At 59.1% G+C, this 24,619-nt stretch carries 22 protein-coding genes and 1 pseudogene; all 23 read right to left on the reverse strand.

Going from position 1 to position 24,619, the window contains the following annotated elements; all coding sequences use genetic code 11:
- Positions 1 to 325: 325 nt before the first annotated feature.
- A complete protein-coding gene (tyrS, locus tag HMPREF2978_RS06590) occupies positions 326 to 1,585 on the reverse strand; it encodes a tyrosine--tRNA ligase (RefSeq protein ID WP_070527558.1) in 1,260 nt (419 codons plus the stop codon).
- A gap of 37 nt (positions 1,586 to 1,622) precedes the next feature.
- On the reverse strand, positions 1,623 to 1,802 hold the full coding sequence (locus HMPREF2978_RS06595; RefSeq protein ID WP_070527553.1) for a Trm112 family protein: 180 nt from the start codon (positions 1,800 to 1,802) through the stop codon (positions 1,623 to 1,625).
- Positions 1,803 to 1,813: 11 nt separating this feature from the next.
- Positions 1,814 to 2,407 carry a hypothetical protein gene (locus tag HMPREF2978_RS06600; RefSeq protein WP_070744727.1) on the reverse strand — a complete coding sequence of 198 codons (594 nt, stop codon included), beginning with the start codon at positions 2,405 to 2,407 and terminating at the stop codon, positions 1,814 to 1,816.
- A gap of 35 nt (positions 2,408 to 2,442) precedes the next feature.
- Positions 2,443 to 4,008 (reverse strand): vWA domain-containing protein, encoded by a 1,566-nt coding sequence (locus HMPREF2978_RS06605; protein WP_070744729.1) that lies wholly within the window; start codon positions 4,006 to 4,008, stop codon positions 2,443 to 2,445.
- A 38-nt stretch (positions 4,009 to 4,046) separates the two neighbouring features.
- The gene (locus tag HMPREF2978_RS06610) at positions 4,047 to 5,174 is read right to left on the reverse strand and encodes a hypothetical protein (RefSeq protein ID WP_070744731.1); all 1,128 of its coding nucleotides are present in this window, start codon (positions 5,172 to 5,174) and stop codon (positions 4,047 to 4,049) included.
- 557 nt (positions 5,175 to 5,731) lie between these two features.
- A complete protein-coding gene (gene argH / locus HMPREF2978_RS06615) occupies positions 5,732 to 7,156 on the reverse strand; it encodes an argininosuccinate lyase (protein WP_070744733.1) in 1,425 nt (474 codons plus the stop codon).
- 32 nt (positions 7,157 to 7,188) lie between these two features.
- Positions 7,189 to 8,403 (reverse strand): argininosuccinate synthase, encoded by a 1,215-nt coding sequence (locus tag HMPREF2978_RS06620; protein WP_010190050.1) that lies wholly within the window; start codon positions 8,401 to 8,403, stop codon positions 7,189 to 7,191.
- A 76-nt stretch (positions 8,404 to 8,479) separates the two neighbouring features.
- On the reverse strand, positions 8,480 to 8,965 hold the full coding sequence (locus HMPREF2978_RS06625) for an arginine repressor (protein ID WP_070527538.1): 486 nt from the start codon (positions 8,963 to 8,965) through the stop codon (positions 8,480 to 8,482).
- 4 nt (positions 8,966 to 8,969) lie between these two features.
- On the reverse strand, positions 8,970 to 9,887 hold the full coding sequence (gene argF, locus HMPREF2978_RS06630; RefSeq protein WP_070527535.1) for an ornithine carbamoyltransferase: 918 nt from the start codon (positions 9,885 to 9,887) through the stop codon (positions 8,970 to 8,972).
- Positions 9,884 to 11,062, reverse strand: a complete 1,179-nt coding sequence (locus HMPREF2978_RS06635) for an acetylornithine transaminase (protein WP_070744734.1) — start codon at positions 11,060 to 11,062, stop codon at positions 9,884 to 9,886. The genes argF and HMPREF2978_RS06635 overlap by 4 nt, the downstream gene beginning before the upstream one ends.
- Positions 11,059 to 11,994: an acetylglutamate kinase gene (gene argB / locus HMPREF2978_RS06640; RefSeq protein WP_070527529.1), complete on the reverse strand. Its 936-nt coding sequence runs from the start codon at positions 11,992 to 11,994 to the stop codon at positions 11,059 to 11,061. The genes HMPREF2978_RS06635 and argB overlap by 4 nt, the downstream gene beginning before the upstream one ends.
- An 18-nt stretch (positions 11,995 to 12,012) precedes the next feature.
- A pseudogene (gene argJ, locus HMPREF2978_RS06645) lies at positions 12,013 to 13,169 on the reverse strand (bifunctional glutamate N-acetyltransferase/amino-acid acetyltransferase ArgJ).
- A gap of 84 nt (positions 13,170 to 13,253) precedes the next feature.
- A complete protein-coding gene (argC, locus tag HMPREF2978_RS06650) occupies positions 13,254 to 14,297 on the reverse strand; it encodes an N-acetyl-gamma-glutamyl-phosphate reductase (protein WP_070744736.1) in 1,044 nt (347 codons plus the stop codon).
- Between the two features lie 196 nt (positions 14,298 to 14,493).
- A complete protein-coding gene (locus HMPREF2978_RS06655) occupies positions 14,494 to 14,946 on the reverse strand; it encodes a hypothetical protein (protein ID WP_070523167.1) in 453 nt (150 codons plus the stop codon).
- Between the two features lie 173 nt (positions 14,947 to 15,119).
- A complete protein-coding gene (gene pheT / locus HMPREF2978_RS06660) occupies positions 15,120 to 17,636 on the reverse strand; it encodes a phenylalanine--tRNA ligase subunit beta (RefSeq protein ID WP_070523170.1) in 2,517 nt (838 codons plus the stop codon).
- 29 nt (positions 17,637 to 17,665) lie between these two features.
- Entirely contained in the window at positions 17,666 to 18,712 is a 1,047-nt protein-coding gene (pheS, locus tag HMPREF2978_RS06665) for a phenylalanine--tRNA ligase subunit alpha (RefSeq protein WP_070523173.1), read from the reverse strand.
- A gap of 97 nt (positions 18,713 to 18,809) precedes the next feature.
- On the reverse strand, positions 18,810 to 19,610 hold the full coding sequence (locus tag HMPREF2978_RS06670) for a TrmH family RNA methyltransferase (protein WP_070563113.1): 801 nt from the start codon (positions 19,608 to 19,610) through the stop codon (positions 18,810 to 18,812).
- Positions 19,611 to 19,714: 104 nt separating this feature from the next.
- Entirely contained in the window at positions 19,715 to 20,179 is a 465-nt protein-coding gene (locus tag HMPREF2978_RS06675; RefSeq protein WP_070744738.1) for a TM2 domain-containing protein, read from the reverse strand.
- Positions 20,180 to 20,384: 205 nt separating this feature from the next.
- On the reverse strand, positions 20,385 to 20,768 hold the full coding sequence (gene rplT / locus HMPREF2978_RS06680; RefSeq protein ID WP_005323264.1) for a 50S ribosomal protein L20: 384 nt from the start codon (positions 20,766 to 20,768) through the stop codon (positions 20,385 to 20,387).
- Between the two features lie 56 nt (positions 20,769 to 20,824).
- Positions 20,825 to 21,019, reverse strand: a complete 195-nt coding sequence (rpmI, locus tag HMPREF2978_RS06685) for a 50S ribosomal protein L35 (protein ID WP_010190075.1) — start codon at positions 21,017 to 21,019, stop codon at positions 20,825 to 20,827.
- 36 nt (positions 21,020 to 21,055) lie between these two features.
- Positions 21,056 to 21,625: a translation initiation factor IF-3 gene (infC, locus tag HMPREF2978_RS06690; RefSeq protein ID WP_083298996.1), complete on the reverse strand. Its 570-nt coding sequence runs from the start codon at positions 21,623 to 21,625 to the stop codon at positions 21,056 to 21,058.
- Positions 21,626 to 21,826: 201 nt separating this feature from the next.
- Positions 21,827 to 22,642 (reverse strand): serine hydrolase, encoded by an 816-nt coding sequence (locus tag HMPREF2978_RS06695; RefSeq protein ID WP_246818738.1) that lies wholly within the window; start codon positions 22,640 to 22,642, stop codon positions 21,827 to 21,829.
- A gap of 146 nt (positions 22,643 to 22,788) precedes the next feature.
- Positions 22,789 to 24,619 (reverse strand): excinuclease ABC subunit UvrA (gene uvrA, locus HMPREF2978_RS06700; protein ID WP_070744740.1); only part of this gene is annotated, 1,831 nt, incomplete at its 5' end.

Here is a 24,619-nt window from a genome sequence, read left to right on the forward strand (position 1 = left end):
CACACTATTGAGTTCTCAAACATCATCCGCACACTCTTTACACTGAATCTTTTTATTCACTGCTCTGAGCGGCTGGAGTTCATACTCTAGCTAATAAGTTTGAATCTTGTCAACTAGGAGTTAATCTCCGTGTCACCAGCTTCTCGCGGCGACTTCGATAAATATACGCAGAGCTCAGCACAACAACAAATCCGCTGGTCAACGTCCATATCTATCTTTTATCTCTTTTGCGATCTCGCACCGCCATCTCGCCTCGAAAACGACGAATCCCGCCGCAGTACGCGACGGGATTTGCCAATGCATAATCGGCGTTGGTGGACCCTAACTAGTTGAGCTTGGCACCAGCAAAATTCTTCTTGCCACGACGAAGCACAAGCCACGCACCGTGTAGCAAGTCCTCGGCGGCCGGCTCCCACTCATCAGATTCGATGCGCTGGTTATTGACGTATGCACCGCCCTCTTTGATGGTTCGACGAGCTGCACCCTTGGAATCGGCAAGGCCAGAAGCAACCAACAGGTCCACAATGGTGCGTGGTTCACCAGAAGCAATATCAGCGACGGTGGTCTCAGACAGCGCACCAACCAGTGTCTGCTCATCCAACTCAGCAAGCTCTGCCTTACCGAACAGGGCCTGTGCGGCAAGCTCAACGGACTTCGTGGCTTCCTCACCGTGGACCAAATTGGTCATTTCCTGCGCAAGGCGGCGCTGTGCCTCACGACGGAAGGGCTCCTCGGCAACCTTCTGCTCGTACTCAGCGATTTCTTCCTGGCTCAGGAAGGTAAACCACCGCAAGTAGTCGATGACTACAGAGTCACCCGCGTTGAGGAAGTACTGGTACCAGGAGTAAGGCGATGTTTTCTCCGGATCGAGCCAGAGCTTTCCGCCGCCAGTGGACTTACCAAACTTCTGCCCCTGGGCATCCGTCACGAGCGGAACCGTCAGGCCATGCACCTTGGCTCCCTTGACGCGTCGGTTGAGATCAACGCCAGAGACGATATTGCCCCACTGATCGCCACCACCGATCTGCAGAACACAGTCAAACTCATCGTGCAGATGAACATAGTCATTGGACTGCAGGAGCATGTAGGAAAACTCGGTGTACGAGATGCCGTCAGATTCCAAACGGCGCTTGACGGTGTCACGGTCCAGCATGGTGTTGAGAGAAAAGTTCTTACCCACATCACGCAGGAAGTCGATGACGGTCATCTTCGAAGTCCAGTCAGCATTGTTGACCATGGTGGCGGCGTTCTCGCCCTCAAAATCAATGAACTGACGCAGTTGCTTCTTAATGGCGACCATATTGTCGTTGATAGTCTCCTGCGAGAGCATGGTGCGCTCCCCTACATCGCGCGGGTCACCGATCTGGCCCGTCGCACCACCTGCCAGGGCAATCGGATGGTGGCCAGCCTTCTGGAAGCGACGAAGCATGATCATCGGTACGAGGTGGCCGGCGTGCAGCGAATCACCTGTCGGGTCAAAACCGCAATACAAGGTGATGGGTTCTTCGCAAGCCTCACGGAGTGCGTCGAGATCGGTGGACTGGTTAATGAGGCCGCGCCACTGCAGCTCATCAATGATATTCATGAAGGCTCCTTTGAAAATCGATTCGTTCTTTTGAGATCTAGTTCTGGCGCGGCCACGGCGTAGCGTGGTCCACCAGCATGACGGGGATGTCGTTCTCAATGGGATAGGCCACGCCAAGACGATCATTGACCAAGACCTGTTCCTCGGCCAGATACTTCAACGGACCTTTATCCTGCGGACACACCAGGATGTCAAGCAGTTGCGAATCGAGACTCATAAGCGCTAAGCCTACACTTCCCTAGATTCCACGGAAGGAAGGGTCCCACCATATTCGAGTTTGAGCGCCATAGAATGATTGCGCAGCTTGCGGACCGAGTTCTGGGAAATCGCCTCCTTGATTTGCTCCATTTCGCGGCCCAGGATACTGAGCGATTCACTCATCTCCTCGACAGCAACCGGATCCTTCAGGTCTGTCACATCGAGGTAAGACCTCACCAGCTCCTTGGAGTGTTGTTCAATCATGTCGCGCACGAGGGCTTGCTGGTGCGGAGCCTCATCGAGGCGGTGCCAGTTGTCCAACACCCACACTGCTGATTCATCGAAAGAATCCCACGCTCGTTGGACAGGGCTAGGAAGCTTGTGCGCTGTAAAGGTGTATCGGACTTCCTCCAAGGTATGGATAAGCTCGCCTTCTCCGGCTTTGGGAGGCTCCAGAACCTTCTCCTGCCGTGGCGGCGTCACGAACCCAGCCGCCATACCTGTGCAGATTGCGACAACCGGCCACAGGAAACCCAATCCACCGCCGCTTAAGACATGAAGGACAACGACGAGCGCGGTAACCGCAACGCCGACGACAACTTTTCGCGAGTTCAGGGCGTTCATGTAGTGCAGATCCTCCTGGGAAAGGTGGAATTGTTTTACTGGTAGGCACGAATTTCTTCGAACGCGGCAGCAAGGTCACCGTTGAGCGCATCAAAGGTCTTGCCACCAGTCAGCTGAGCTAGTTCTTCCATCTCTTGGATATTGGCTTCACCATACAAGATGACAAAGACAGGAATCTCCTTTTTGTCCTCGGGCAACTGCGCATAAGCTTCCTTCAGCTGTGCAAATGTGCGCCCACGTGTAACTTCGCCGTCGGTCATGAGCACCACTGTGCCAATATCGCCGCCGCTGGTATCCACTTCATCGAAAGCGTTCAGGACGGCCTCGAAGGTCGCGGTATCGCCATCCGCAACGAGGCGTTCCACGCGGTCTGCAAGCTCCTTGGTAGTTGCCGGCTTATCCTTATCCACGCGTGCACGAGTTGGCTGCTGGGGCTCTGAAGAATACGGAATCAGCTTGATATGCTCGCGATTTCGGAAGGCAACTTGACCTTCGCCATCTGGGGTGCCGTCAGCTGAGCCGTCGATAAGCGGGAGCAAACTACTCTTGAGTAGATCCATGCGCTCGCCTTCCATGGAGCCGGAGGTATCGAGGACCAAAGCCGTGTTGCCAGGATTGCGCAGTTCATGGGCGAAGGCAGCCTCCAGCGCATCAACGGTTTGCTCGTTTGCCGGGTAAGGCAGCTCAAAAACAGTGCCGGGCAAGTCAGAACTATCTACTCGCAAATGGAAACTTGTGAGCTTGTCTGGATGCTCCGCAAACCATTCAGCAAGCGCCTGCACTTTCGCTTCTGCGTCTTTGTCCGAAGAGCTCGCCAAGGAAGACAGCGGATAGTCAGCCGAAATCACTCCATCGGAGGGGATGACCACCTCTATGTCTGCTCCCTCATCTTTGAGCTGGTAGAGCACAGATTCATAGTTAAAAATTGCATCGGCTTGCTCTGGGTGCTCGCGGAAGCGGTCGGCCAACCAGCCAGAGGAACCCGATGTCAGGGTTTGGTTGCCAAAGAGCTTCTGCACTTTTCCAGTGGACTGCCTGATGTCCTCTTCCGTGAGGGCGCGTCCTGTGTCCGCAAAAGCGGTCGTTGCTGCCGATAGTGCGGAGAAACCCGAATTTGAGGTAGAAGGATCCGTCATGCCAAAAGTTATTCCGGAGTCAGCGATTTCTTGCCACGACGGCTGCTTGCTGGTCCAGCCTTGCTCTTGTGCCACAGAGGACTGCACGCCGAGAGCTATTGGGGAACGCGCCACGCTGTGCTCTCTTCCCAGCTGGTCATCTGCACCAATAATGCGCGCATAGCGATTGGTGGCAAACCACGTCGCGTCATAGGTCCCTTCGAAACCACCTTGCTTAAGGGTACGGGAATTCGCCAGCGTTCCGTCCTCGGTGGTCATGGTGATGTCGAAGCCGAGGTCTTGGGAGGCGTCGGCAAGCACGGGCTCCAGAGATTCGAGCTCCGTTGCCGCCACGATTCTGAGACCGCCGCTGAATGAATTCCCGGAGCCGGGTTTCTGAGAGTCATCGAACAGATCCCCCATCGAACAGGCCGTCAGCGCCATGGTGCCCACTAGGATGAGCAGCACTCTCAGTGACCGAAACATTCCCTCACAACCTTCCTGATGCTTGTTGCTGCGGAGCCTTAACCGACTACCTGCAGAATTTCCTCGAAATCCGCCCACCGCAGCTGGCTATATTCGCCGCCGTCCACGGGGATACTGTGATCGTTGGATGGATCAAATTTCGGGTTGAAGCCGGAGCCCTGCGTACTGAGCCCGAGGCCCTCCATCACCGCAGGGATGCCGTCCTCATTCATTGCTTTAGCAAACAGCACTCCCTCCTCAGTGCGAGGAATGACGATGCTGATCAACGTCGTCGGTGGATCCAGAGCTAGGGGTGTATAGGGGGACAGGTCCTCGCCCTCATTGCGCAGGCGCACGTACTGATCGGTAGTTGCCAAGACCATGGGCATCTCCCCCTTATCCACCCGAAGAAAAGCATCGAGGATTCCCTGCTCGGTGGTCTCACTGTAGCCCTGTTCCGCTACGAGATGCCGCATGATGTCATCAGCTTCCGCATCAATCTTCGCCTTGTCATCACGTCCTAGCTCCTTCTGCGCGTAATCCTCCCCAACGGTGCGAAGAAGGCGTGCGTAACGCAATGCGGCAAAAGACTGACTTACCTGGGGCACTGCCACGTCCACGACACGCGGCGATCCGAAGGCTGGGCTAATGTCACGCCAGCGAGTGTTTTCCTGGGACATGTCCACCAAGGTCTCTACATTCAACGAAGCTAAGTTGCCGGATTCCGTGACCAAGTCGTGGTCCTTCATGTCCTCGACTAGGTCACTATGCACCAGCACCTGCAACTGATTGCCAAACACCATCGGAAAACCTTCATCCAGTTCCGCCAGCTCCGGGTTGGCATTGCGCAGATCAGACACCCACGCAGCGCCATTGGGATCCGTCAGAATGAAGTCATAGTCCTTGTCCACGCTGCTACTGTGCTCAACGAAGTCCCCAGCCGGCACAACATCGAGTTCGACCTCGATGTTGTGTTTCTCTAAAGCCTTGAGCATGGCAGGGTCGTTAAAGGTGGCTTCCAGTTCTGGACTAATTGCGCCCGTGACAAGGGTCGTGTCCTTGAAAAAGTTGAACTTCGGCAGGGAATCTCCGCCACGCCCTACCGCGAGGGAGGCCACGGCGAGGACGATGAACACTGCGGCAATCACGAAGGACTTGGTGCGCTTCGTCGACGATGTGCTGCTCATGATCTAAATCATAAAGTGATCTTCTTCTCATTGCTGGGTAAAGGAAGGGGTGAGGGGGTAAAGCGGCGGCCCGCCACCCTGCCCCACCCGGTTCTCTAAAGAAGAGAAGGAACGTTCGCCACCAAAAAGTAGAGGTCCTTCGGGACCTCAGGGTTAGCGATAATATCAATCTCGGACTCTAAGTCGGTGCCACGAAGGTGGGAAAGATATTGTCGGCGTCGACAAGCACGCCGATGGCCGGAACCGTCTGGAATCCGTACGCGGACTGGAAGGATGACCGTTGACGAACTTAAAGGATAGAACCAGCCCCAACGATGTCAGTGTGCCGAGCGGCAAGCCGGAGCCGATAGCAGAGACAATGGCAATCATCTGCAGCTACCGGTTGCTCATCCCCTTCTGGAGGACCTGTTCCTCCGAGACATAGAGCACTTTCTCTTAATCTTGAGACTCCGCGCTAGGGGTCCGAAGTGCTTCAGCAATGGGTTACTCCATGTCACCCCACATAAGAAAAGAACCGCATGGCCATAAGGACCATGCGGTTAAAGAAGCTGGCGGGTTTAGCGCAGCGGAGTCTGCGCCCATTCGCGTGCGTCACGAGCACGCTCGCGAACCTTTTCGCGCTGCTCCACCACACGGACACCGGCGGTGCCGCCCTTAGTGGAGCGCGACGCCACTGCCCCATCAATGGTCAGCACCTCACGGACCTCTGGGAGCAGGCGCTTGTCGACGCCCGCCAGTTCCTCATCCGTGAGATCCACCAAGTCAACGCCGCGGGACTCTGCGATCTGCACACACGCACCGGAAGCCTCATGAGCCTCGCGGAAAGGAACGCCTTGGCGCACCATCCACTCGGCAAGATCAGTGGCCAGAGTGAAACCGCGCGGTGCGAGCTCGCGCATGCGAGCTTCGTGGAAGGTCAGCGTTTCAACCAATCCGGTCATCGCCGGTAGCAAGAGGTTCAGCTGCGCCACCGAGTCAACGATAGGCTCCTTATCCTCCTGCAGATCACGGTTATAGGCCAAGGGCTGCGCCTTAAGCGTTGCCAGCAGGCCCGTGAGGTTGCCAATGAGCCGGCCGGTCTTACCACGGGTCAACTCCGGTACGTCCGGGTTCTTCTTCTGCGGCATGATAGACGAGCCCGTGGACCAGGCATCATCCAAGGTGACATAGCCATATTCCGGGGTGCACCAGTAGATGATCTCTTCGGATAAGCGCGACATGTCCACGGCAATCTGGGTAAGGACGAAGGCCGTTTCGGAAGCAAAGTCCCGTGCTGCCGTGCCATCCAGAGAGTTCTCCGCGGAGGAGTCGAAACCGAGCTCCTCGGCGATAGCCTCCGGGTCCAAGTGCAGCGAGGAACCCGCGAGTGCACCCGAGCCATAAGGTGACACGGCCAAGCGCTTGTCCAAATCCTGGAGGCGCTCGATATCACGCAGCAAGGGCTGGGCGTGTGCGAGAAGCTCGTGCGCAAGCAGAACTGGCTGCGCTGCTTGGGAGTGGGTCTTGCCCGGCATGATGGCATCCGGGTGAGCCTCGGCCTGACCAGCCAAAGCTTCCACCAAGTCGGTGACTTGGAGCGCGATATCGCGGATGGTATCGCGGATCCACATCCGGAACAGGGTGGCTACCTGGTCGTTGCGTGAGCGTCCAGCGCGCAGGCGTCCACCAACCTCGGGGCCAACAATGTCAATGAGTCCGCGCTCCATCGCGCCGTGGACGTCCTCGTCCGTCGGCAGTGGGGTGAATTCGCCAGAAGCAACCTTCTCCCCTAGTTCGCTGAGGCCGTTGAGCATGGTGTCCAAGTCTGCGTCCGACAGCAATCCGGCCTTGTGCAGGACCTTGGCGTGAGCCTTGGAGGCCAGCACATCATAGGGGGCGAGGACCCAGTCGAAGTGGGTGGATACGGACAGGGCAAACATCGCCTCGGAAGGGCCGCCCGAAAAGCGGCCTCCCCACAACGCGCCCTCATTAGTCTTGTGCATCGATTCCTTACCTTGACCTTGACTGTGCTGGTTTACTTGCCGGTGGGGAAACCGCCGTCGCGGTCACGCTGGTTAGAGATCTGCGTCGACAGACCGTGCAGCTGGACAAAGCCCTTGGCCGCAGTCTGATCGAAGGTATCACCGGTGTCATAGGTGGCCAGGTCGAAGGAGTACAGCGACTGGCCAGAGCGACGGCCATTGACGGTGGCGGTGCCGGCATGCAGAACCATGCGGATATCGCCGGTGACGTTCTCCTGGGTGGACTCGGTGAAGGCATCCAGGGAGCGCTTCAGCGGCGAGAACCAGAGGCCGTCGTAGACCTCTTCGGACCAGCGGGCGTCGGTAAGGCGCTTGTAGCGGGCCAGCTCACGCTCCACGGTGACATCTTCCAATGCCTCGTGGGCCTTGATGAGAACCATGGCGCCCGGGGCCTCGTAGACCTCGCGGGACTTGATGCCCACCAGGCGGTCTTCCACCATGTCGAGGCGGCCAATGCCCTGGGCGCCGGCGCGGCGGTTGAGCTCCTCGATAGCCTGCAGGACGGTAACCGGCTTGCCGTCGATGGCAGTGGGCACGCCCTTATCGAAGGTGATGGTCACCTCGTCCGGGGCATTGCCCAGGTCTGGCTGCTCGGTGTAGGCGTAGAGATCCTTTGTCGGCGGGTTCCACAGGTCTTCGAGGAAGCCGGTCTCGACCGCACGGCCCCACACGTTCTGATCAATCGAGAACGGGGACGCAGCGGACTGCTCGATCGGAAGGTTGATTTCCTCAGCGAAGGCAATCGCCTTATCACGGGTCCAGGCATAGTCACGCGCCGGCGCAATGATTTCCAGCGCCGGATCCAATGCACGGAAGGAGACCTCGAAACGCACCTGGTCGTTACCCTTGCCGGTGCAGCCGTGAGAAACATGGGTACCACCGTGGGCCTGAGCGGCCTCCACGAGGTGCTTGACGATGAGCGGGCGCGAGATAGCAGACACCAGCGGGTACTGCTTCATGTACATGCCGTTCGCCTTGATGGTGGGCAAGCAGTACTCTTCTGCGAACTCATCCTTTGCGTCGACAACGATGGACTCGACAGCACCGCAGTCGAGAGCACGCTGGCGCACAGATTCCATATCCTCGCCGCCCTGACCAAGGTCAAGGGACACGGCGATAACCTCGCCGCCGGTCATCTTGGCCAGGTAGGGAATGGCGACGGAAGTATCCAGACCGCCAGAGTAGGCAAGCACAACGCGTGCAGTCATAGTAGTTTGCTCCTTTTAAGACAGACAGGTGCTAAAAATTGAACTTATTTATATTATACAGACTTACGTATAAATGTTAAATGCTGCGGCTGGTGAGCTTTTCTGCAAGCTCACGGCCTCCGAGTCCTTCACGTGCTAGGACAAAGATGGTGTCATCGCCCGCAATACACCCCACCACATCTGGCAGGCCCACACGATCAATGAAGGAAGCTAGGTACTGGGCAGCGCCCGCGGGCGTGCGGAGCATCGCGATATTGCCGGAGAAATCGTGGGAGACCACGAGTTCTTCGAGCATGCGACGCAGCTTCTCGCGCGGACCGTTGAGCTGGTCTTCGAATTGCTCCAACTCGCCGCCCACCACGTAGAAGGACCGGCCACCATCGCGTTTTACTTTCTTGGCGCCCAGCTCATCGAGGTCACGCGACAAGGTGGCTTGCGTGATGTCGATTCCCTCATCGAGCAAGAGCTCGGAGAGCTGGACTTGGCTCGTGACCCGTGTGCGGTCAAGAATCTCCAAGATCTTTGCTTGGCGGGCATTGCGCGTCGTTGGGGTCGTCGTCATTCGCTTAGTTCTCCTCCTGAGCTGCAAGAAGCCACACGAGCAGCGCCTTCTGAGCATGGAGGCGGTTTTCCGCCTCGTCGAAGACACGAGATTGTGGTCCGTCAATCACCTCAGCGGTCACTTCGCTACCGCGGTAGGCCGGCAAGCAGTGCAGGAAGATTGCCTCATCCTTGGCACGGGACATGACCTCTGGGGTGACCTGGTAAGGCAGGAACGGGGTGCGACGGTCCTTGCCGTCATCTTCCTGCCCCATGGAAACCCACGTGTCAGTGATAACAACGTCGGCGCCGTCGACGGCGTCGAGAGAATCAGTCACAGTCACCGTGCCGCGCTTGCGGGCACGTTCCACAAACTCCGGCTGCGGCTGGAAACCTTCCGGCGCAATGATCGTCATCTCCATGCCCGCGGTGGCAAAGCCCAACATATAAGAGTTAGCCATATTGTTGTTGCCATCACCCAAGTAAACGGCCTTGCGGCCAGCTAGGTCACCGAAATTCTCGCGGCAGGTCACCAAATCTGCCAGGATCTGGCAGGGGTGTAGGTCGTCGGACAGGGCGTTGACGATGGGTACCGTCGCGGTTTCAGCCATCTCCAACAAATTCTGGTGCGCATAGGTGCGCCAAACGATAGCCTCGACGAAACGGGAGAGCACGGCTGCGGTGTCTTGGTATGTCTCGCCCTTCCCCATTTGCGTGGACTTAGTCTCCGTAACGATGGCGTTGCCGCCTAGGTGAGCGATTCCTGCCTCGAAGGAGAAGCGCGTGCGCGTCGACGTCTTATCAAAAAGAACCGCGACTGACTTCGGGCCCTCCAAAGGACGCTCGGCAAAAGGATCCTTCTTCAACCTCAGCGCAAGATCAAGAACCTCCGCTTGCTCCTGCGGTGTGAGGTCATCATCGGCCAAGAAATGGCGCACGCTCATCCAATATCCTCCAGTACCTTATGCAGGCGCTCCACAGCCTGCGCGAGTTCTTCATCGGTAATCACTAGCGGCGGGGTCAAGCGCACGACCTCGCCGCTTGGGGCGTTGAGAATAAGACCGTGTTGCAGGCCCGCAGCTACAACGTCCTTAGCCACCGACTTATTTAATACAACTCCTAGCATAAGCCCTCGGCCCCGGACAGACTGCACAGCCGGAGATTTAGCCAGCTCGGCGCGTAGCCACTCGCCCTTGCGGCTAACGTCGGCGAGGAAGGGGTCGTCGACAAGCTCCAGCACCGTCGCTGCCGCCGCACAGGAGACGGGATTTCCGCCGAAGGTCGTGCCGTGGGAACCCGGGGTGAAGAGATCCTTTGCCTGACCACGGGCAATGGTGGCGCCGATCGGCATGCCCGCGCCCAAGCCCTTAGCCATGGTGATGACGTCAGGAAGAACGCCCTCATGCTGGAAAGCGAAGAAATCGCCGGTGCGCCCCACACCCGTTTGCACTTCATCGACGATCATGAGGATCCCGTGTGTGGTGCACAGCTCGCGCACTGCGCTCAAGAATCCATCGGGCGCCGGAATCACACCGGTCTCCCCCTGAATGGGCTCCAAGATGATGGCGGCAGTATCCTCCGGGTTCTGTTCCACCAAGGTGGTCAAGTATTCAATGTCGCCGTAGGTGTAGAACTCCACCCCGCCCGGGAAAGGTTCAAAGGCCTTGCGCTTTGCAGGCTGCCCCGTCATGGCGAGAGAGCCCATCGTCCGGCCATGGAAACCATGATGTGCGGCGAGAATGCGGCGGCGCCCCGTCAGGCGAGCCAGCTTAAAGGCAGCCTCATTGGCTTCGGCCCCGGAGTTGGAGAAGAAGACACGGGCGTCGCTGTCCCCCACCTTCTCCAGCAGCTTTCCGGCAGCCTCGACGACGGGTTTGCTGGCGAAGAGATTGGAGACATGCCCCACGGTCGCCACCTGAGTGCTTACCGCTTCTACGATGGCCGGGTGGGCATAGCCCAGCGAGTTCACCGCAATGCCGGCGAGCATATCGATGTATTCTTTACCGTCTTCATCAGTCACCGTGGCTCCCTTGCCGGAAACGATGGCCACGGGTGGGGTGCCATAGGTGTTGCTTAACACCTCTCCCCACCGTTGCGTCAATGTGGTCTGCGCAGTCACTTGTTATCGTCCTTCCTGAAGACCGTTCCTTCTGGGTAGTCCTCACGGTTGTAATCATTGGGCAGCACCATCGTGCCGATGCCGCCCGTAGTGAGCAGCTCCAATAGCACGGCGTGGGCGATACGCCCGTCGATGACGTGGGCGGCGCTCACATCACCCTCGACGGCCATGAGGCAGGACTCCATCTTCGGAATCATGCCCGAATCCAGGCCTGGGAGCAGGGCTTTGAGTTTGTCGACCTCAATTTTCGACACCAGTGAATCGCGATTGGGCCAGTCGGTGTACAGGCCCTCCACATTGGTGAGGATGACAAGGCGCTCAGCACCCAGTGCTCGTGCCAATGCACCGGCGGCGATATCCGCGTTGATGTTGTAGACCTCGCCGTCATTTCCGGGAGCGATGGTCGAGACCACCGGAATGCGCCCAGCCTCGATGATGTCCATGACGGCGGAGGGATCGACGCTGACGATGTCTCCCACCATGCCGATATCGGTGGGCTCGCCGTCGACGTCGACAAGCCGCTTGCGGGCCTTAAACAGACCCGCGTCCTCACCGGATGTTCCCACGGCGTAGGGACCGTGGGAGTTGATGAGGTTCACCAGACCGCGCCCCACCTGGCCGAAAAGAACCATGCGGACCACGTCCATGATTTCCGGGGTGGTGACGCGGAAGCCGCCCTTGAATTCTCCCTCAATGCCGAGCTTGCCCAGCATCTCATTGATCTGCGGGCCGCCACCATGCACAACCACAGGCTTAGCGCCTACGGTGCGCAGGAAAACCATGTCGGCGGCAAAGGCGGCCTTGAGCGAGTCATCCACCATCGCGTTCCCGCCGTACTTGACGACGACGATCTTGTCGCGGTAGTGCTGCAGCCATGGCAAAGCTTCCGCGAGCACCGTGGCGCGGTCAGCATTGCTTAATCCCGGAAGCATTCTTCCTCCCTGTGAGAACTAAGAGCTATACGCGGAGTTGATCTCCACATAGTCGTGGGACAAGTCGGTGGTACGCACAAAGGCAGTACCGCTTCCTCCGGTTCCGAGGTCCACGCGCACGTCAATGTCGGCGCCAGAAAGGTCGACATCGCGCGCGCCGGGCGCACCGGTGGACTTAACGCACACGGCCTGGTCATTGAAGAACACGGAAATATTCTCCGGATCCATATCAGCATCCGCCATGCCCACTGCGGCGAGCACGCGGCCCCAGTTGGGATCCGAGCCGAACATCGCGCACTTAAAGAGGTTGTCCCGCCCCAACGTCCGCGCAGCGTTCAGCGCCTGCTCATCGGTGCTTGTCCCCCCACGGTAATCTTTACGCGCTTGGTCACGCCCTCCGCGTCTGCCTGGAGCTGATCCGCGATATCGGAACACACCGCCAGAACAGCAGCATCCAGCTCTTCCTGGCTAGGCTCAACATCGGAAGCGCCAGAGGACAGGATGATGACCGTGTCATTGGTGGAGGTCGAGCCGTCCACATCGAGTGTGTTGAAGGTCTGATCACTAGCGGTCTGCAGGGCGGAGTGCAGGGCTTGTGGAGAGGCCACGGCATCCGTCGTCACGCATACCAACATGGTGGCCAGAGAGGGAGCCATCATGCCCACACCCTTGCCCATGGCGCCCATGCTCCAGCCCTCGGCCTTAAAGAGCGATTCTTTGACCACGGTATCGGTGGTCATGATTGCCTCCGCGGCGGCCTGACCGTGCGATTCATCAGAACCGAGATCCCCGGCAACCGCTTCAATACCGGCCAATGCCTTCTCCATGGGAAGCAGCTCTCCGATAAGACCCGTCGAGCACGCCGCGATGTTGGCTGCGGGGATATCTGTGTGCTCGGAGACAGCGGCTACCATCGCCGCCGCATCCTTGTCCCCTTGCACGCCGTTGCAGGCATTCGCGTTGCCTGAGTTATAAATGACGGCTTGGATGGCACCGTCCGCTACTGCTGCACGGGAAAGCTTCACGGGAGCGGCCACCACGCGGTTACGGGTAAACACTGCGGCTGCATCAAAGTTGGGACCTTGATTGACCACAAGGGCCATATCCGGCTTTCCGGAGGGCTTAATCCCAGCCGTCGTGGCGCCAGCGAGGAAGCCGGCGGGTGCAGTAATCATTTCAAGTTTCTCCTTGTCTTAGCGGAACTACAGTTCCAGCGGGATTGGGTGGCGCGAGGAACGCGCGGGCGAGTATTTGGCTATCTAGGGGGCGACGGCTGCCTGCGGCAGGCCCAGAGTTTCCTCCCAGCCCAAGGTGAGGTTCATGCACTGAACGGCCGCGCCGGCGGTGCCCTTGCATAGGTTGTCTAAAGCCGCAGTGATGACAAGACGGTTAGCGCGCTCATCCACGTGTGCCTGAATATGAACCATGTTGCTGCCCACCACGTTCTGGGTTTGCGGTTGCTGGCCTTCCGGAAGCACAAGGCAAAATGGCTCGTCGGCGTAGAACTCACGGAAAGCCTGGGCAACACGGCGCTTGTCGACGCCCCCCTTCAGCGGCGCCGTAATCGTGGCCAAAATGCCGCGCGGCAGAGGGGCAAGCACTGGAGTAAAACTCACGGACACCGGCTCCTGAGTAAAGGGGTGCAGGTTCTGCAGTACTTCCGGGGTGTGGCGGTGGGTGCCACCCGGCTTGTAGGCCTTGAGGTTGCCCATTGTCTCCGCGCCCAACTGAGCTACGGAGGCCTTCTTACCGGCTCCGGATACACCGGTAATCGCGATGACGGACAGGTCCGGCTCAATTAGCCCTTGCGCCACGGCAGGAAGGGCCCCCAGGGTAATCGTGGTGGGAAAACACCCTGGAACAGCGACGCGGTTGCTGCCCTGGAGCTTCTCGCGGTTGCCGGGAACTTCCGGGATCCCGTAGGGCCACGCGCCGGCATACTCACCGCCATAGAATGCATCCCAATCTTCTTTGTTGCGGAGGCGGAAATCGGCGGCACAATCGATGACGGTGACGGACTCCCCCAGCTGACGGCCAATCTCCGCCGAATGCCCGTGCGGCAAACCGAGGAATACGATGTCATGGCCGGCGAGGACTTCTGGGGTGGTGTCCTCGATGACACGGTCTGCCAACTGCGGCAGATGCGGCATGAGTTCGGAGACTCGCTCGCCAGCATTAGAGTGTCCCGTGAGCGCGCCAATGCGCAGATCACCTGAAAGGTACGCTGGGTGCGACAGCACGAGGCGTAGAATTTCGCTCCCTGCATAACCTGTGGCTCCGGCGATTGCTACTGAAATACTCATGCAGCCACCCTAGCAAATAATGCAGTCCGCCGTATGTTATTCAAGAAAAACAGCCGCCGTATTTCTTCATTCCATAAACGGCAAAGCTCGGATTCTCGCGGTACAGTGCGAGAATCCGAGCTTTGGAATAGGAAATAGGAGTGACGCGGGGCCGGCTAACTCCGGGCCCTTTTATGAAACGAGGGCTGCATTTGGACTACATGACACGGGAAGAGACGTCCCCCAGTCCTTCCGAACCAGATACGGCCTTCTTTCCTGCGTAGCCTAGGTAGCCCTGTGGGCCAACGAAGTGGATGCCGCCCTGCGCATCGGCGATAGCGGTGACTTCATTGAATTGGTGAACTTGGCCTGGCTGCAGACGCTTGAAATTCGTGGTCGTAAGCCCTTGGTTGAAGCAATCAGCTTTAGAGCGGCCTGCATGGTAAATAAAACGCGGTGCCAGTTGGCCCGGCGGGTTGCACTGCGGGCTGGTAGCTCGTGCGCCTTCGGACAAACATGCTACGTAGGTTCCTTCGATATTCGCGCTTTCACAGTTGACGGTGCCATCGGCATTGGAGAAGCCTTGAGACAGGTCGGCGGAGGCATGCGGGGCAATTGTGAGTGCACCGGCAACGGCGGCGGTGGCGGTAAGACGGGACAACAGACGCATGGTGTAGACAATCCTTTCGGGGGTTGGAAACGCTGCACCTCTGAGGCTATGAGCCAAGCCACACACCTACCAGTGCTGGGGATCTTTCCCCACGCCTTCGCACGCTTGCGCAAAGGGAAACCCGGCCCACCTGCAGGGTGAACCGGGTTGATGAATTAATAGATGCCGATACGCTAAGCCCGCATCTGTGCGCCGAGACGCTGCTTTGCCAGCTCCGCAGCGGCGAGACGATGCTGGTTCGCTTCCTCATCGGTCAGCGTGCGGTCATCCGCACGGAAAAGAAGCTGGAAAGCAAGGGATTTCTTGCCCTCACCAAGCTGCTCGCCCCGGAAGACGTCGAAAAGCTCCACGGACTCCAGCAGCTCACCGGCGCCCTCCTCAACGACCTTACGAACCTCTTCAGCCGGGGTGGCATCATCGACGACCAACGCGATGTCTTGGTGCAGGGCCGGGAAGGAGGACAGCACAGGTGCCGGGAACTTTTCCTCCAACGGCAGTGCTGAGACATCGAGCTCCATGGCACACGTGCGTGCAGGAAGCTCCAAAGCCTCAAGAACCTGCGGGTGCAGCTCACCCGCATAACCCACGACCTGCTCTTCATCATCGGCGAGGACAATTGCGGCACAGCGACCCGGGTGCCACGGAAGCTGTTCGGCTGCCTTAACTGCAACGTCAACACCAGCGGAACGAGCCACCTGGCGCGCAGACTCGATCGCATCTGCATAGCTATACGCGCGGCCGGTCCCCCACGGACCTTCGTGCTCAATGTTGCCGGTAGCTACCGTAGCCACGTGCAGCGGCTGCAGAGGCAGGGACTCCAAAAGCTCAGCCACGACGGACTCCTCCGGGCGGGACTCCACCGAAGGCATCGGCGACACATCAGCGCGCTTGAATGCCACCTGCTGGAGGCCGAAAAGGGCAAGGTCGCTTCGGCCACGGGCCACGTTGCGGGCGATGGCCTCAAGAAGGTTCGGGAGCAACGTCGTGGACAGAATGGCCTTGTCGGACTCGAGAGGATTCTGCACGGCCACCGTCTTACGTCGCGGATCCTCCTTGTCCAAGCCCCATGTATCAAAGGTGTCGTTCGGGATAAACGGCGCCGGCAAGACCTCGGCATAACCGGCATAGGCCAAAGCGTGGCCAATAGCGCGGCGGCGCTTCTGGGCCGGCGTCAGACCGCGACCGCCTGCCGGGGTCGGCAGCACAGTGGGAATGTCCTCTAGCCCTTCTAGGCGCAGGACTTCCTCAATGAGGTCGACGTCCATGGAGATATCCGTGCGCCACGTCGCCGGGGTAACTTGCAGCTCATCACCGTTGTCGGTGACGTCGCAGCCCACCTCGCGCAGGCGCTGGATAATGGTGTCGCGGGAGTACTGCACGCCGGCGTATTCGCTGGGCTTGGCGGTGCGCAGGGTGATGGGCTCGCGCTTGGCGACGTCTCCCACGAGCGTCCTGCCAGCCTCGATGGTGCCGCCAGCAATCTGCTGCAGTAGCGCGCAGGCAACGTCGAGGGCGACCTCGACGATGGCCGGGTCGACGCCGCGCTCGAAGCGGCGGGACGCCTCAGAGGAAAGCTTGTGACGGCGAGAGGTCCGGGCCACGGTGATCGGATCCCAGATGGCGGACTCGAAGTAGACATCCGTGGTCTCATCGGAAATCTCTGAGGTCGTACCGCCCATGACACCGGCGAGGGACTGAATGCCGTTGTCATCACAGATGACCACGTCACCAGCCGACAGCTCACGCTTGACGTGATCTAGGGTCTCGAACTTCTCCCCTTCTGCGGCATTGCGCACCACGAGGTTGCCGCTGATCACATTGGCATCGAAGGCGTGCATCGGGGCACCCAGCAACAGCATGACGTAGTTCGTGACGTCGGTGGCCACGTTGACGCTGCGCTGGCCGGACAACATGAGCTCGCGCTCCATCCAAAATGGGGTTCGGGCAGCGGGGTCGATGCCGCTGACCTTGCGCAGACCAAAGCGCTGGGCTTTGGTTTCCTCGCGCAGGTCAACGTCGATAAGCGCGCCCTGTGCCTGAGGAACAGCAGAGATATCTACACCGGCCGCGCTCGGGTCCTGGGCCACGTCCGGGAAGGTGAGGTCAAACGCCGAAGCCACCTCGCGGGTCAAACCGCGCGCGGAGAGGGCGTAGCCGCGATCCGGGGTGATGTTGACGTCGAAAGCGGTATCAGCCAGACCGATGATGGGGCGGGCGTCCTCGCCGACCTTGTCCGCCACCTCGTCCCCTAGAACGATAATGCCGTTGGCCTTGTCGCCGAACCCGAGCTCAGCGGCGGAGCACATCATGCCGTTGGAGATGTGGTCATAAGTCTCGCGAGCAGCAATCTTGAAGCCGCCGGGCAGCTCAGCACCTGGGAGAGAGACCACGACATAGTCATTGAGACGGAAATTGCGGGCGCCACAGATGATGCCCTGCAGCTCGCCGGTGCCATTTGCGTGGCCAACGTTGACCTGGCAATAACGGATTGGCTTCTTGAACTGCGTGAGCTCTTCAATCTCGACGACCTGGCCAATGACCAGCGGGCCGGTCGTCTCTGGGAGGGCCTCAAATCCCTCGGTTTCAAAACCAACGCGAACAAAGCCGGAGTCCAACTCTTCGGAAGGTACGCTCCAGCCGGAATTCGCGGTGCCCAGGATGCGGGTAACCCAGTCTTGGGAAATAAGCATTGTTTTCTCTCTATCCTTTCTCTGGGTTCCTATGCCTGCACGCCGAAGGGCAGGGTGAAGCGAACATCGCCTTCAACCATGTCACGCATATCGGTCAGACCATTGCGGAACTGCAAGGTGCGCTCAAGGCCCATGCCGAAGGCGAAACCTGTGTACTCCTCGGGGTCGATGCCCACGGCACGCAGAACGTTGGGGTTGACCATGCCGCAGCCGCCCCACTCGATCCAGCCGGCGCCGCCCTTCTTATTCGGGAACCACACATCGACCTCGGCCGAGGGCTCGGTGAACGGGAAGTAGTTCACGCGCATGCGGGTGGTGGTCTCGGGGCCAAAAAGAACCTTGGCTAGGTGCTCCAGGGTGCCGCGAAGGTGGGCCATGGTCAGTCCCTTGTCCACTGCTAGGCCCTCCACCTGGTGGAAGACCGGAGTATGGGTGGCATCCAGCTCATCGGTGCGGAAAACACGGCCCGGGCAAGCAATGTACAGCGGTACATCTCGCTCAAGCATCGTGCGTACCTGCACCGGCGAGGTATGCGTACGCAAGACCTGCTTGGAGCCTTCCTTGCCCACATGGAAAGTGTCCTGCAACGTACGCGCAGGGTGATCGGGCTTGAAGTTCAGCGCATCAAAGTTAAAGTACTCGGCCTCAACCTCCGGGCCATCGGCAATCTCCCAGCCCATGCCCACGAAGATGTCGGCGATGCGCTCCGACAACGCAGTAATAGGGTGCAAAGCACCAGTCTGCGCCCGCGTGGTGGGGACGGTGACGTCGACTTTCTCCGCCTTAAGCTGGGCGGCGCGAGCCTCCTGCTCCAGCACTTCACGAATCTGTGCAAAGCGCTTTTCCACCTTGCCGCGGGCCATGTTTACCGCGCGACCGGCGTCCTTGCGCTGATCCTTGGGCAACTGGCCCAGCGACTGGCGGGCCTGCGGAATATAGCCACCGTCACCAAGGTGTTCGCGGCGGGCGGAGGTGAGCTCGTCGAGGTCGGATGCAGCCTCGAAGGCGGCAATGGCCTTCTCCGCGGCGGCCCCCAGGGCCTCTTCGGTCAATTCGATCTGAGGTGTATCGGACACGTGCCTTGATTACCTTCTTCTCGCACAAAAACTAACGCGAGCTATCTTACCGTGCTTAACGACTACTGTGGCCACCAGCCCTAGTCACAGAGCAGGGCTAGCTGTTCTGTTGCTTGGCTGATTCATAAAGACAAATGCTGGCGGCCGTAGCCAGGTTGAGTGACTCTGCACGCCCAAGAATCGGAATGCGCACACGCATGTCAGCTTCATCCAAGAGCTCGCCCAGTCCATGTGCTTCGTTACCGAATAACCAGGCGGTGGGTTGGCTCAGATCTGCCTCAGCTAGATCTACTTCACCATCAGCAGCCGTGGCTAGCACCTGCATCCCGGAAGAGCGCAGCTTGCCCAGGACGTCCTTGATGTTGGGATCGCGAGCAACGGGTACATGAAACAGCGACCCCGCCGACGCGCGCGCGACCTTGCAGCCCAAAGGGTCGACCGCCTCACCGGCGAAGATGACACCGTCCGCCCCCATGGCGTCCGAAGTCCTAATCAGGGTACCTGCGTTGCCAGGCTCAGACGTCAGCACTGGGACTGAGACCAGCTGTGGTTTGCCCGCCAGAATCTTGCCGGCGCTCCACAGGACGGGGCGGCACACGGCGAAGAGCCCGGTGCTCGTCGCGGTATCAGACAGGTGCTTGGCCGCCTTATCCGTGATGGGGTGGACATAGACGTCCATATATCCGCAGGCTTGCACGATGTGGGCGAAGCGCTCGGCGGCTCTTTCCGTCACGAAGACGTCGGTCGCCGCTCCCGTGGACACCGCCGCGTCCACAGCGTTTTCGCCCTCGATGATGAAGCGCTCCGCCTTACGACGGTTGGCCGCGCGGTGCAGCTTGGCCGCATTGACTACGCGCGGCGTGCGTTCGGTAAAAGCAGAGGAGAAATCCAGATCCATGTATGTGACGGTACCGACCGAGCTTCACATTGAAAAGTCCCGCTTGCCCACCACGTTCGGGCGGGCAAGCGGGATAAGAGTTCTCCGCGATTCTCTGCAGACGGTTACTTCTTCAGCGGTACGCCGTTTGCGTCCTTATCGTAATTGGAGAAACCACCGGCGATGAACACGAGCTCAACCCACTTCCAGATCACCAATCCAGCGACGAGGAAAATACCAATGATGATAAAGGAAGTAATAAGGCCGACGACGGCAAGAGCCAGCTGCCACATACCGCGCTTCGTGCGGCCGAGGTAGAAGTTATGAACTCCCAATTCACCCAAGAAGAAGCACAAGAGCAGTGCTACTACCCATGACTTTTGCTCTCCTCCAGCCTGTGGCTGCTGGCCGTAGTGTGACTGGTAAGCGTCCTGCTGCGCTGGAGCATTCTGAGCCGGCTGCGAACCACCATACGGGGCCGCGCTATATCCGTACTGGTCGTTCGAAGACCCGAAGGGGTTTGCCTGTTGCGGCTGTCCTCCATTAGAAGCGCCGCCATTGGGCTGATAAGCGTTGTTCGGGTTGGTCATTTCTCTTCTCTCCTTCACACCATGTATCTCTGGCCAGCCCCAAGGACTAAGGGCAGACGGCTTTCATGACAGTACTGTGCAATGTAACACAATCCCTCGGGAGAAGCAGGGCTTAAGGGTTCTTGCGGGCATTACTCCCGCAACGACAAAACCCACCGTCCCTTCATCAGGGGCGGTGGGTTCATCTGGCGTCTACGCGCGGTGCTTAGGCAGCCTTCGGAGCGTTGACGTCCTCCGGAAGTGCAGCCTTAGCAGCCTCGCACAGTGCGGAGAAAGCCTCGAAGTCATTAACTGCAAGCTCGGCGAGGATCTTGCGGTCAACCTCGATCTCAGCCAGGCGCAGGCCGTGGATGAGGCGGTTGTAGGTGATGTCGTTCATACGAGCAGCAGCGTTGATGCGCTGGATCCACAGCTTGCGGAACTCAGACTTACGGGCGCGACGGTCGCGGTAAGCGTAAGTCATGGAGTGCAGCCACTGCTCCTTGGCCTTGCGGTAGAGGCGGGAGCGCTGGCCGCGGTAGCCCTTAGCGGACTTCAGAATCGCGCGACGCTTCTTCTTGGCGTTAACTGAGCGCTTTACTCGTGCCACAGTAATACTTCCTTATCTTGATTGTGGTGTGTGGAAATGGAGTGTTTCGGCGCTGACTATGCGCGGCCGAGAAGGCGCTTGACGCGCTTGGTGTCTGCCTTGGCAACGTCCTCGGTGCCCTTCAGGCGACGGGTGCGCTTGGAAGGCTTGCCCTCCAGGAGGTGGCGGCGGTTAGCCTGCTCGCGACGCAGCTTGCCGGAGCCGGTCACCTTGATGCGCTTGGCGGTGCCCTTGTGAGTCTTCTGCTTCATGAGAATTAAATCCTTAAATCCTAAGTGGAGCGTGGTCTACTTCTTGCCTTTGCGGACGGGCCCAAGAACCATGGTCATATTGCGACCATCCTGCTTGGGGCGTGACTCCACGACGCCAACCTCTGCGACGTCGTCGGCCAAACGCTCCAGCAGCCGGAAACCGAGCTCCGGACGCGACTGCTCGCGACCACGGAACATGATGGTTACCTTTACCTTGGAGCCCTTCTCCAGGAAGCGCACCACGTTGCCCTTTTTGGTCTCGTAATCGTGATCATCAATCTTCGGACGGAACTTCTGTTCCTTCACCACGGTTTGCTGCTGATTCTTACGGGACTCGCGGGCCTTCTGGGCCTGCTCGTACTTAAACTTGCCGTAATCCATGATCTTGGCTACGGGCGGCTTCGCGTTCGGGGCAACCTCGACCAAGTCAAGGTCTGCTTCGTATGCGAGCTTGCGAGCATCGTCCGTGCGGACAATGCCCACCTGTTCACCACCGGGGCCAACAAGACGGACCTCGGGTACTCGGATGCGCTCATTAATGCGAGCTTCAGCGCTGATTGTGGTTCTCCTCGATTGTGGGGCTAGTAGTGTGCCTACCGTGACCACAAACGAATAAATCCCGGTGCCGTAGGCATCCGGGAGTTTCTTCTCAAGCACGCGCCAATAAATGGCGCCTACTCTTAACCTTTATCCTGCGCCGGATAATTCATCCTGCGCGGCATCGGGTGGGAGAAACTCCGCTTGCGGCCCAAGTACCTCCTGGAGGAGGCGCTACGGGCGGTAGTGGGCACTACTTTATCACCGCGATCATCGCGAACCAAATCGGCGTGCCGAGGTGGTTGCCGATACCTCTCTCGCAGTGCTTGAGGACGTCCCTTTCACCGCAGATGGCGCACTGGGTTGCGCGCAGCCTACCTGTGGCGTTAGCGCCCCGGCTTCCAGCGCCTCAGAAACCACTCGGTCCACTCCGGCAGCTAGCGTGTCGAGGGCGGGTATCGCTTCTTCTGCGTATTCCCCTGGCATGGTCACCTCAATGGCCAGACCCACGGCGCCATTTTCCGCAGTCCCGCCGCCTGCAGTTTCTCGAACTCCAATTTGACGGTGGGTATATCCGTTATCAGTTTCAGATAATCCCCATCCGCCTTTGGCGCGGGTGTCCGGCAGCTTATCAAGCCCATTGTCTTGCCACTCCACGATGTCATCCATCGCTTCATACACCTGCTCAGCTTCTGGTATGCACGGCAAGTGCGCGCCGAACTTAGCTTGTTCTTCGAGCACCCACGTGGAATAGCCAAAGGGCTCGGCAAATTCGCCGGTTGTGTCATACTCCTTCAATAGGGCTTTCACTGCGCTGCCGGCATCCCCTTCAGTCCATTGGACGTGGGACCACAGTGCGTAGGCTGCGTCATTATCAGATTCTTTAATCGCGAGGTCCACGAGCTCGGGACTGGCTCCATCACGCAGAGCAGCGATGGCGATGGGAACCTTCACGGTCGACCATGCGGGTTCATCACCCTTGAGCCCTGCGTTGAACGTCTCCTCTTGATCCGCCACGGACACACCGGCACGGACGTCAAACTCGCTTTCTACGTCAGCGATGACCGCTCGCAGTTCCGATGACACATCGAAATTTTGTGCATCGTCTGTTCGAGACGCTTCAGCTGCTGGCTGATCTCGACTTTGTCCGGGTTCAGAGCAGCCAGTCGCCGTTGCGACCACAGCGAAGCCGAAGACTAACGCAGCCGCGTTCGCACGCTTCAGCCCCACCATTACACCATCTCCTTGAGGAACCCTCCCGTATAGGAGCCTTCTACTTGCGCCACGTCCTCCGGCGTGCCTTGGGCCACGACAGTGCCGCCACCGGAACCACCTTCTGGCCCCATATCTACGATCCAGTCGGCGGCCTTGATGACGTCTAAGTTGTGCTCAATGATGATGACCGAATTGCCCTTGTCCACCAGCCCCTGGATGACGAGCATAAGTTTGCGGATGTCCTCAAAGTGCAAACCGGTCGTCGGCTCATCCAAAATGTAGACCGTGCGCCCATTCGTGCGCTTCTGAAGCTCGGATGCCAGCTTCACGCGCTGCGCCTCACCACCAGAAAGCGTCGTGGCGGCCTGCCCTAAGCGGACATATCCCAGGCCTACCTCCACCAAGGTGTTGAGGTAGCGATGAATAGAGGTGATGGGTTCGAAGAACTCGGCTGCCTCCGAAATCGGCATATCGAGAACCTCGGCGATGTTCTTGCCCTTATAGAGGACCTCGAGGGTCTCGCGGTTATAACGAGCACCATCACAAACCTCGCACGGCACGTAAACATCGGGCAGGAAGTTCATCTCAATCTTGATGGTGCCGTCGCCTTGGCAGGCCTCACAGCGTCCGCCCTTAACGTTGAAGGAGAACCGGCCTGGCTTGTAGCCGCGGACTTTCGCCTCCTGGGTTTCCGCGAAAAGATTACGAATCTTGTCGAAGACCCCTGTGTAGGTTGCCGGATTCGAGCGCGGGGTGCGGCCGATGGGGCTCTGGTCCACCTGCACCAGCTTGTCTAGGTGCTCCACGCCTTCAACGCGCTTGGCGCGACCGGGCACCTGGCGTGCACGGTTGAGTTTATTCGCCAAGGTCTTGGCCAAGATCTGGTTGACCACCGTGGACTTTCCTGAGCCAGACACACCAGTGACGCAGACGAGGACGCCCAGTGGAATCTCGACGTCAATACCCTTGAGGTTATTCTCGCGCGCGCCGACCACCTTGAGCATGCGCTCGGGGTCAATCTCGCGGCGAGTATCCGGGACCGTGAGCTTCTTCTTACCTGACAGGTACTGCCCTGTCAGGGACTCCTCCACGGCTTCAATACCGGCGGGTTCGCCCTGGTAAACCACAGTTCCGCCGAATTCGCCGGCGCGCGGGCCAACGTCGACAAGCCAGTCTGCCTCCCGGATGGTGTCCTCATCGTGCTCCACCACGATGAGGGTGTTTCCGATATCGCGCAAGCGCTTCAACGTGGCGATAAGGCGTTGGTTATCGCGCTGGTGCAGACCGATGGAGGGCTCATCCAGGACATACAAGACTCCCGCCAGACCAGAACCAATCTGGGTGGCAAGGCGAATGCGCTGTGCTTCACCGCCGGACAACGTGGAGGCGCCACGGTCGAGGGTGAGGTAGTTCAGGCCGACGTCGAGAAGAAAGCGCAGGCGAGCCTGGATTTCTTTGAGCACGGCACCGGCGATGATCTCCTCGCGGTGGCCCAGCACGAGCGAGTCGAGGAACTCCGCTGCCTCCTCGATGGACAGCGCCGTCAAGCCAGCGATGGACTGCTCGCCATGCGCGGTGGAGGCCAAGCGCACCGCCAAGATTTCCGGCTTCAGCCGAGTACCGCCGCAAGCGTTACAATGTACGCGGCGGGTGTACTGAAGCAGACGGTCCTTTTGTGATTCGGAATCCGCCTGATCGAGTTTGCGCTCCAAGAAGCCGATGGCGCCCTCGAACGGTGCGGACCAGTTGCGTTGGCGGCCATAGCGGTTCTTATAGCGCACGCTGACTTCCACATCCGTGCCATAAATCAGCGCGTGGCGCTGCTCCTTGCTCAGCTCGGACACCGGG

It is taken from the genome of Corynebacterium sp. HMSC074C01 (assembly GCF_001814605.1).
Taxonomy (GTDB): Bacteria; Actinomycetota; Actinomycetes; order Mycobacteriales; family Mycobacteriaceae; genus Corynebacterium.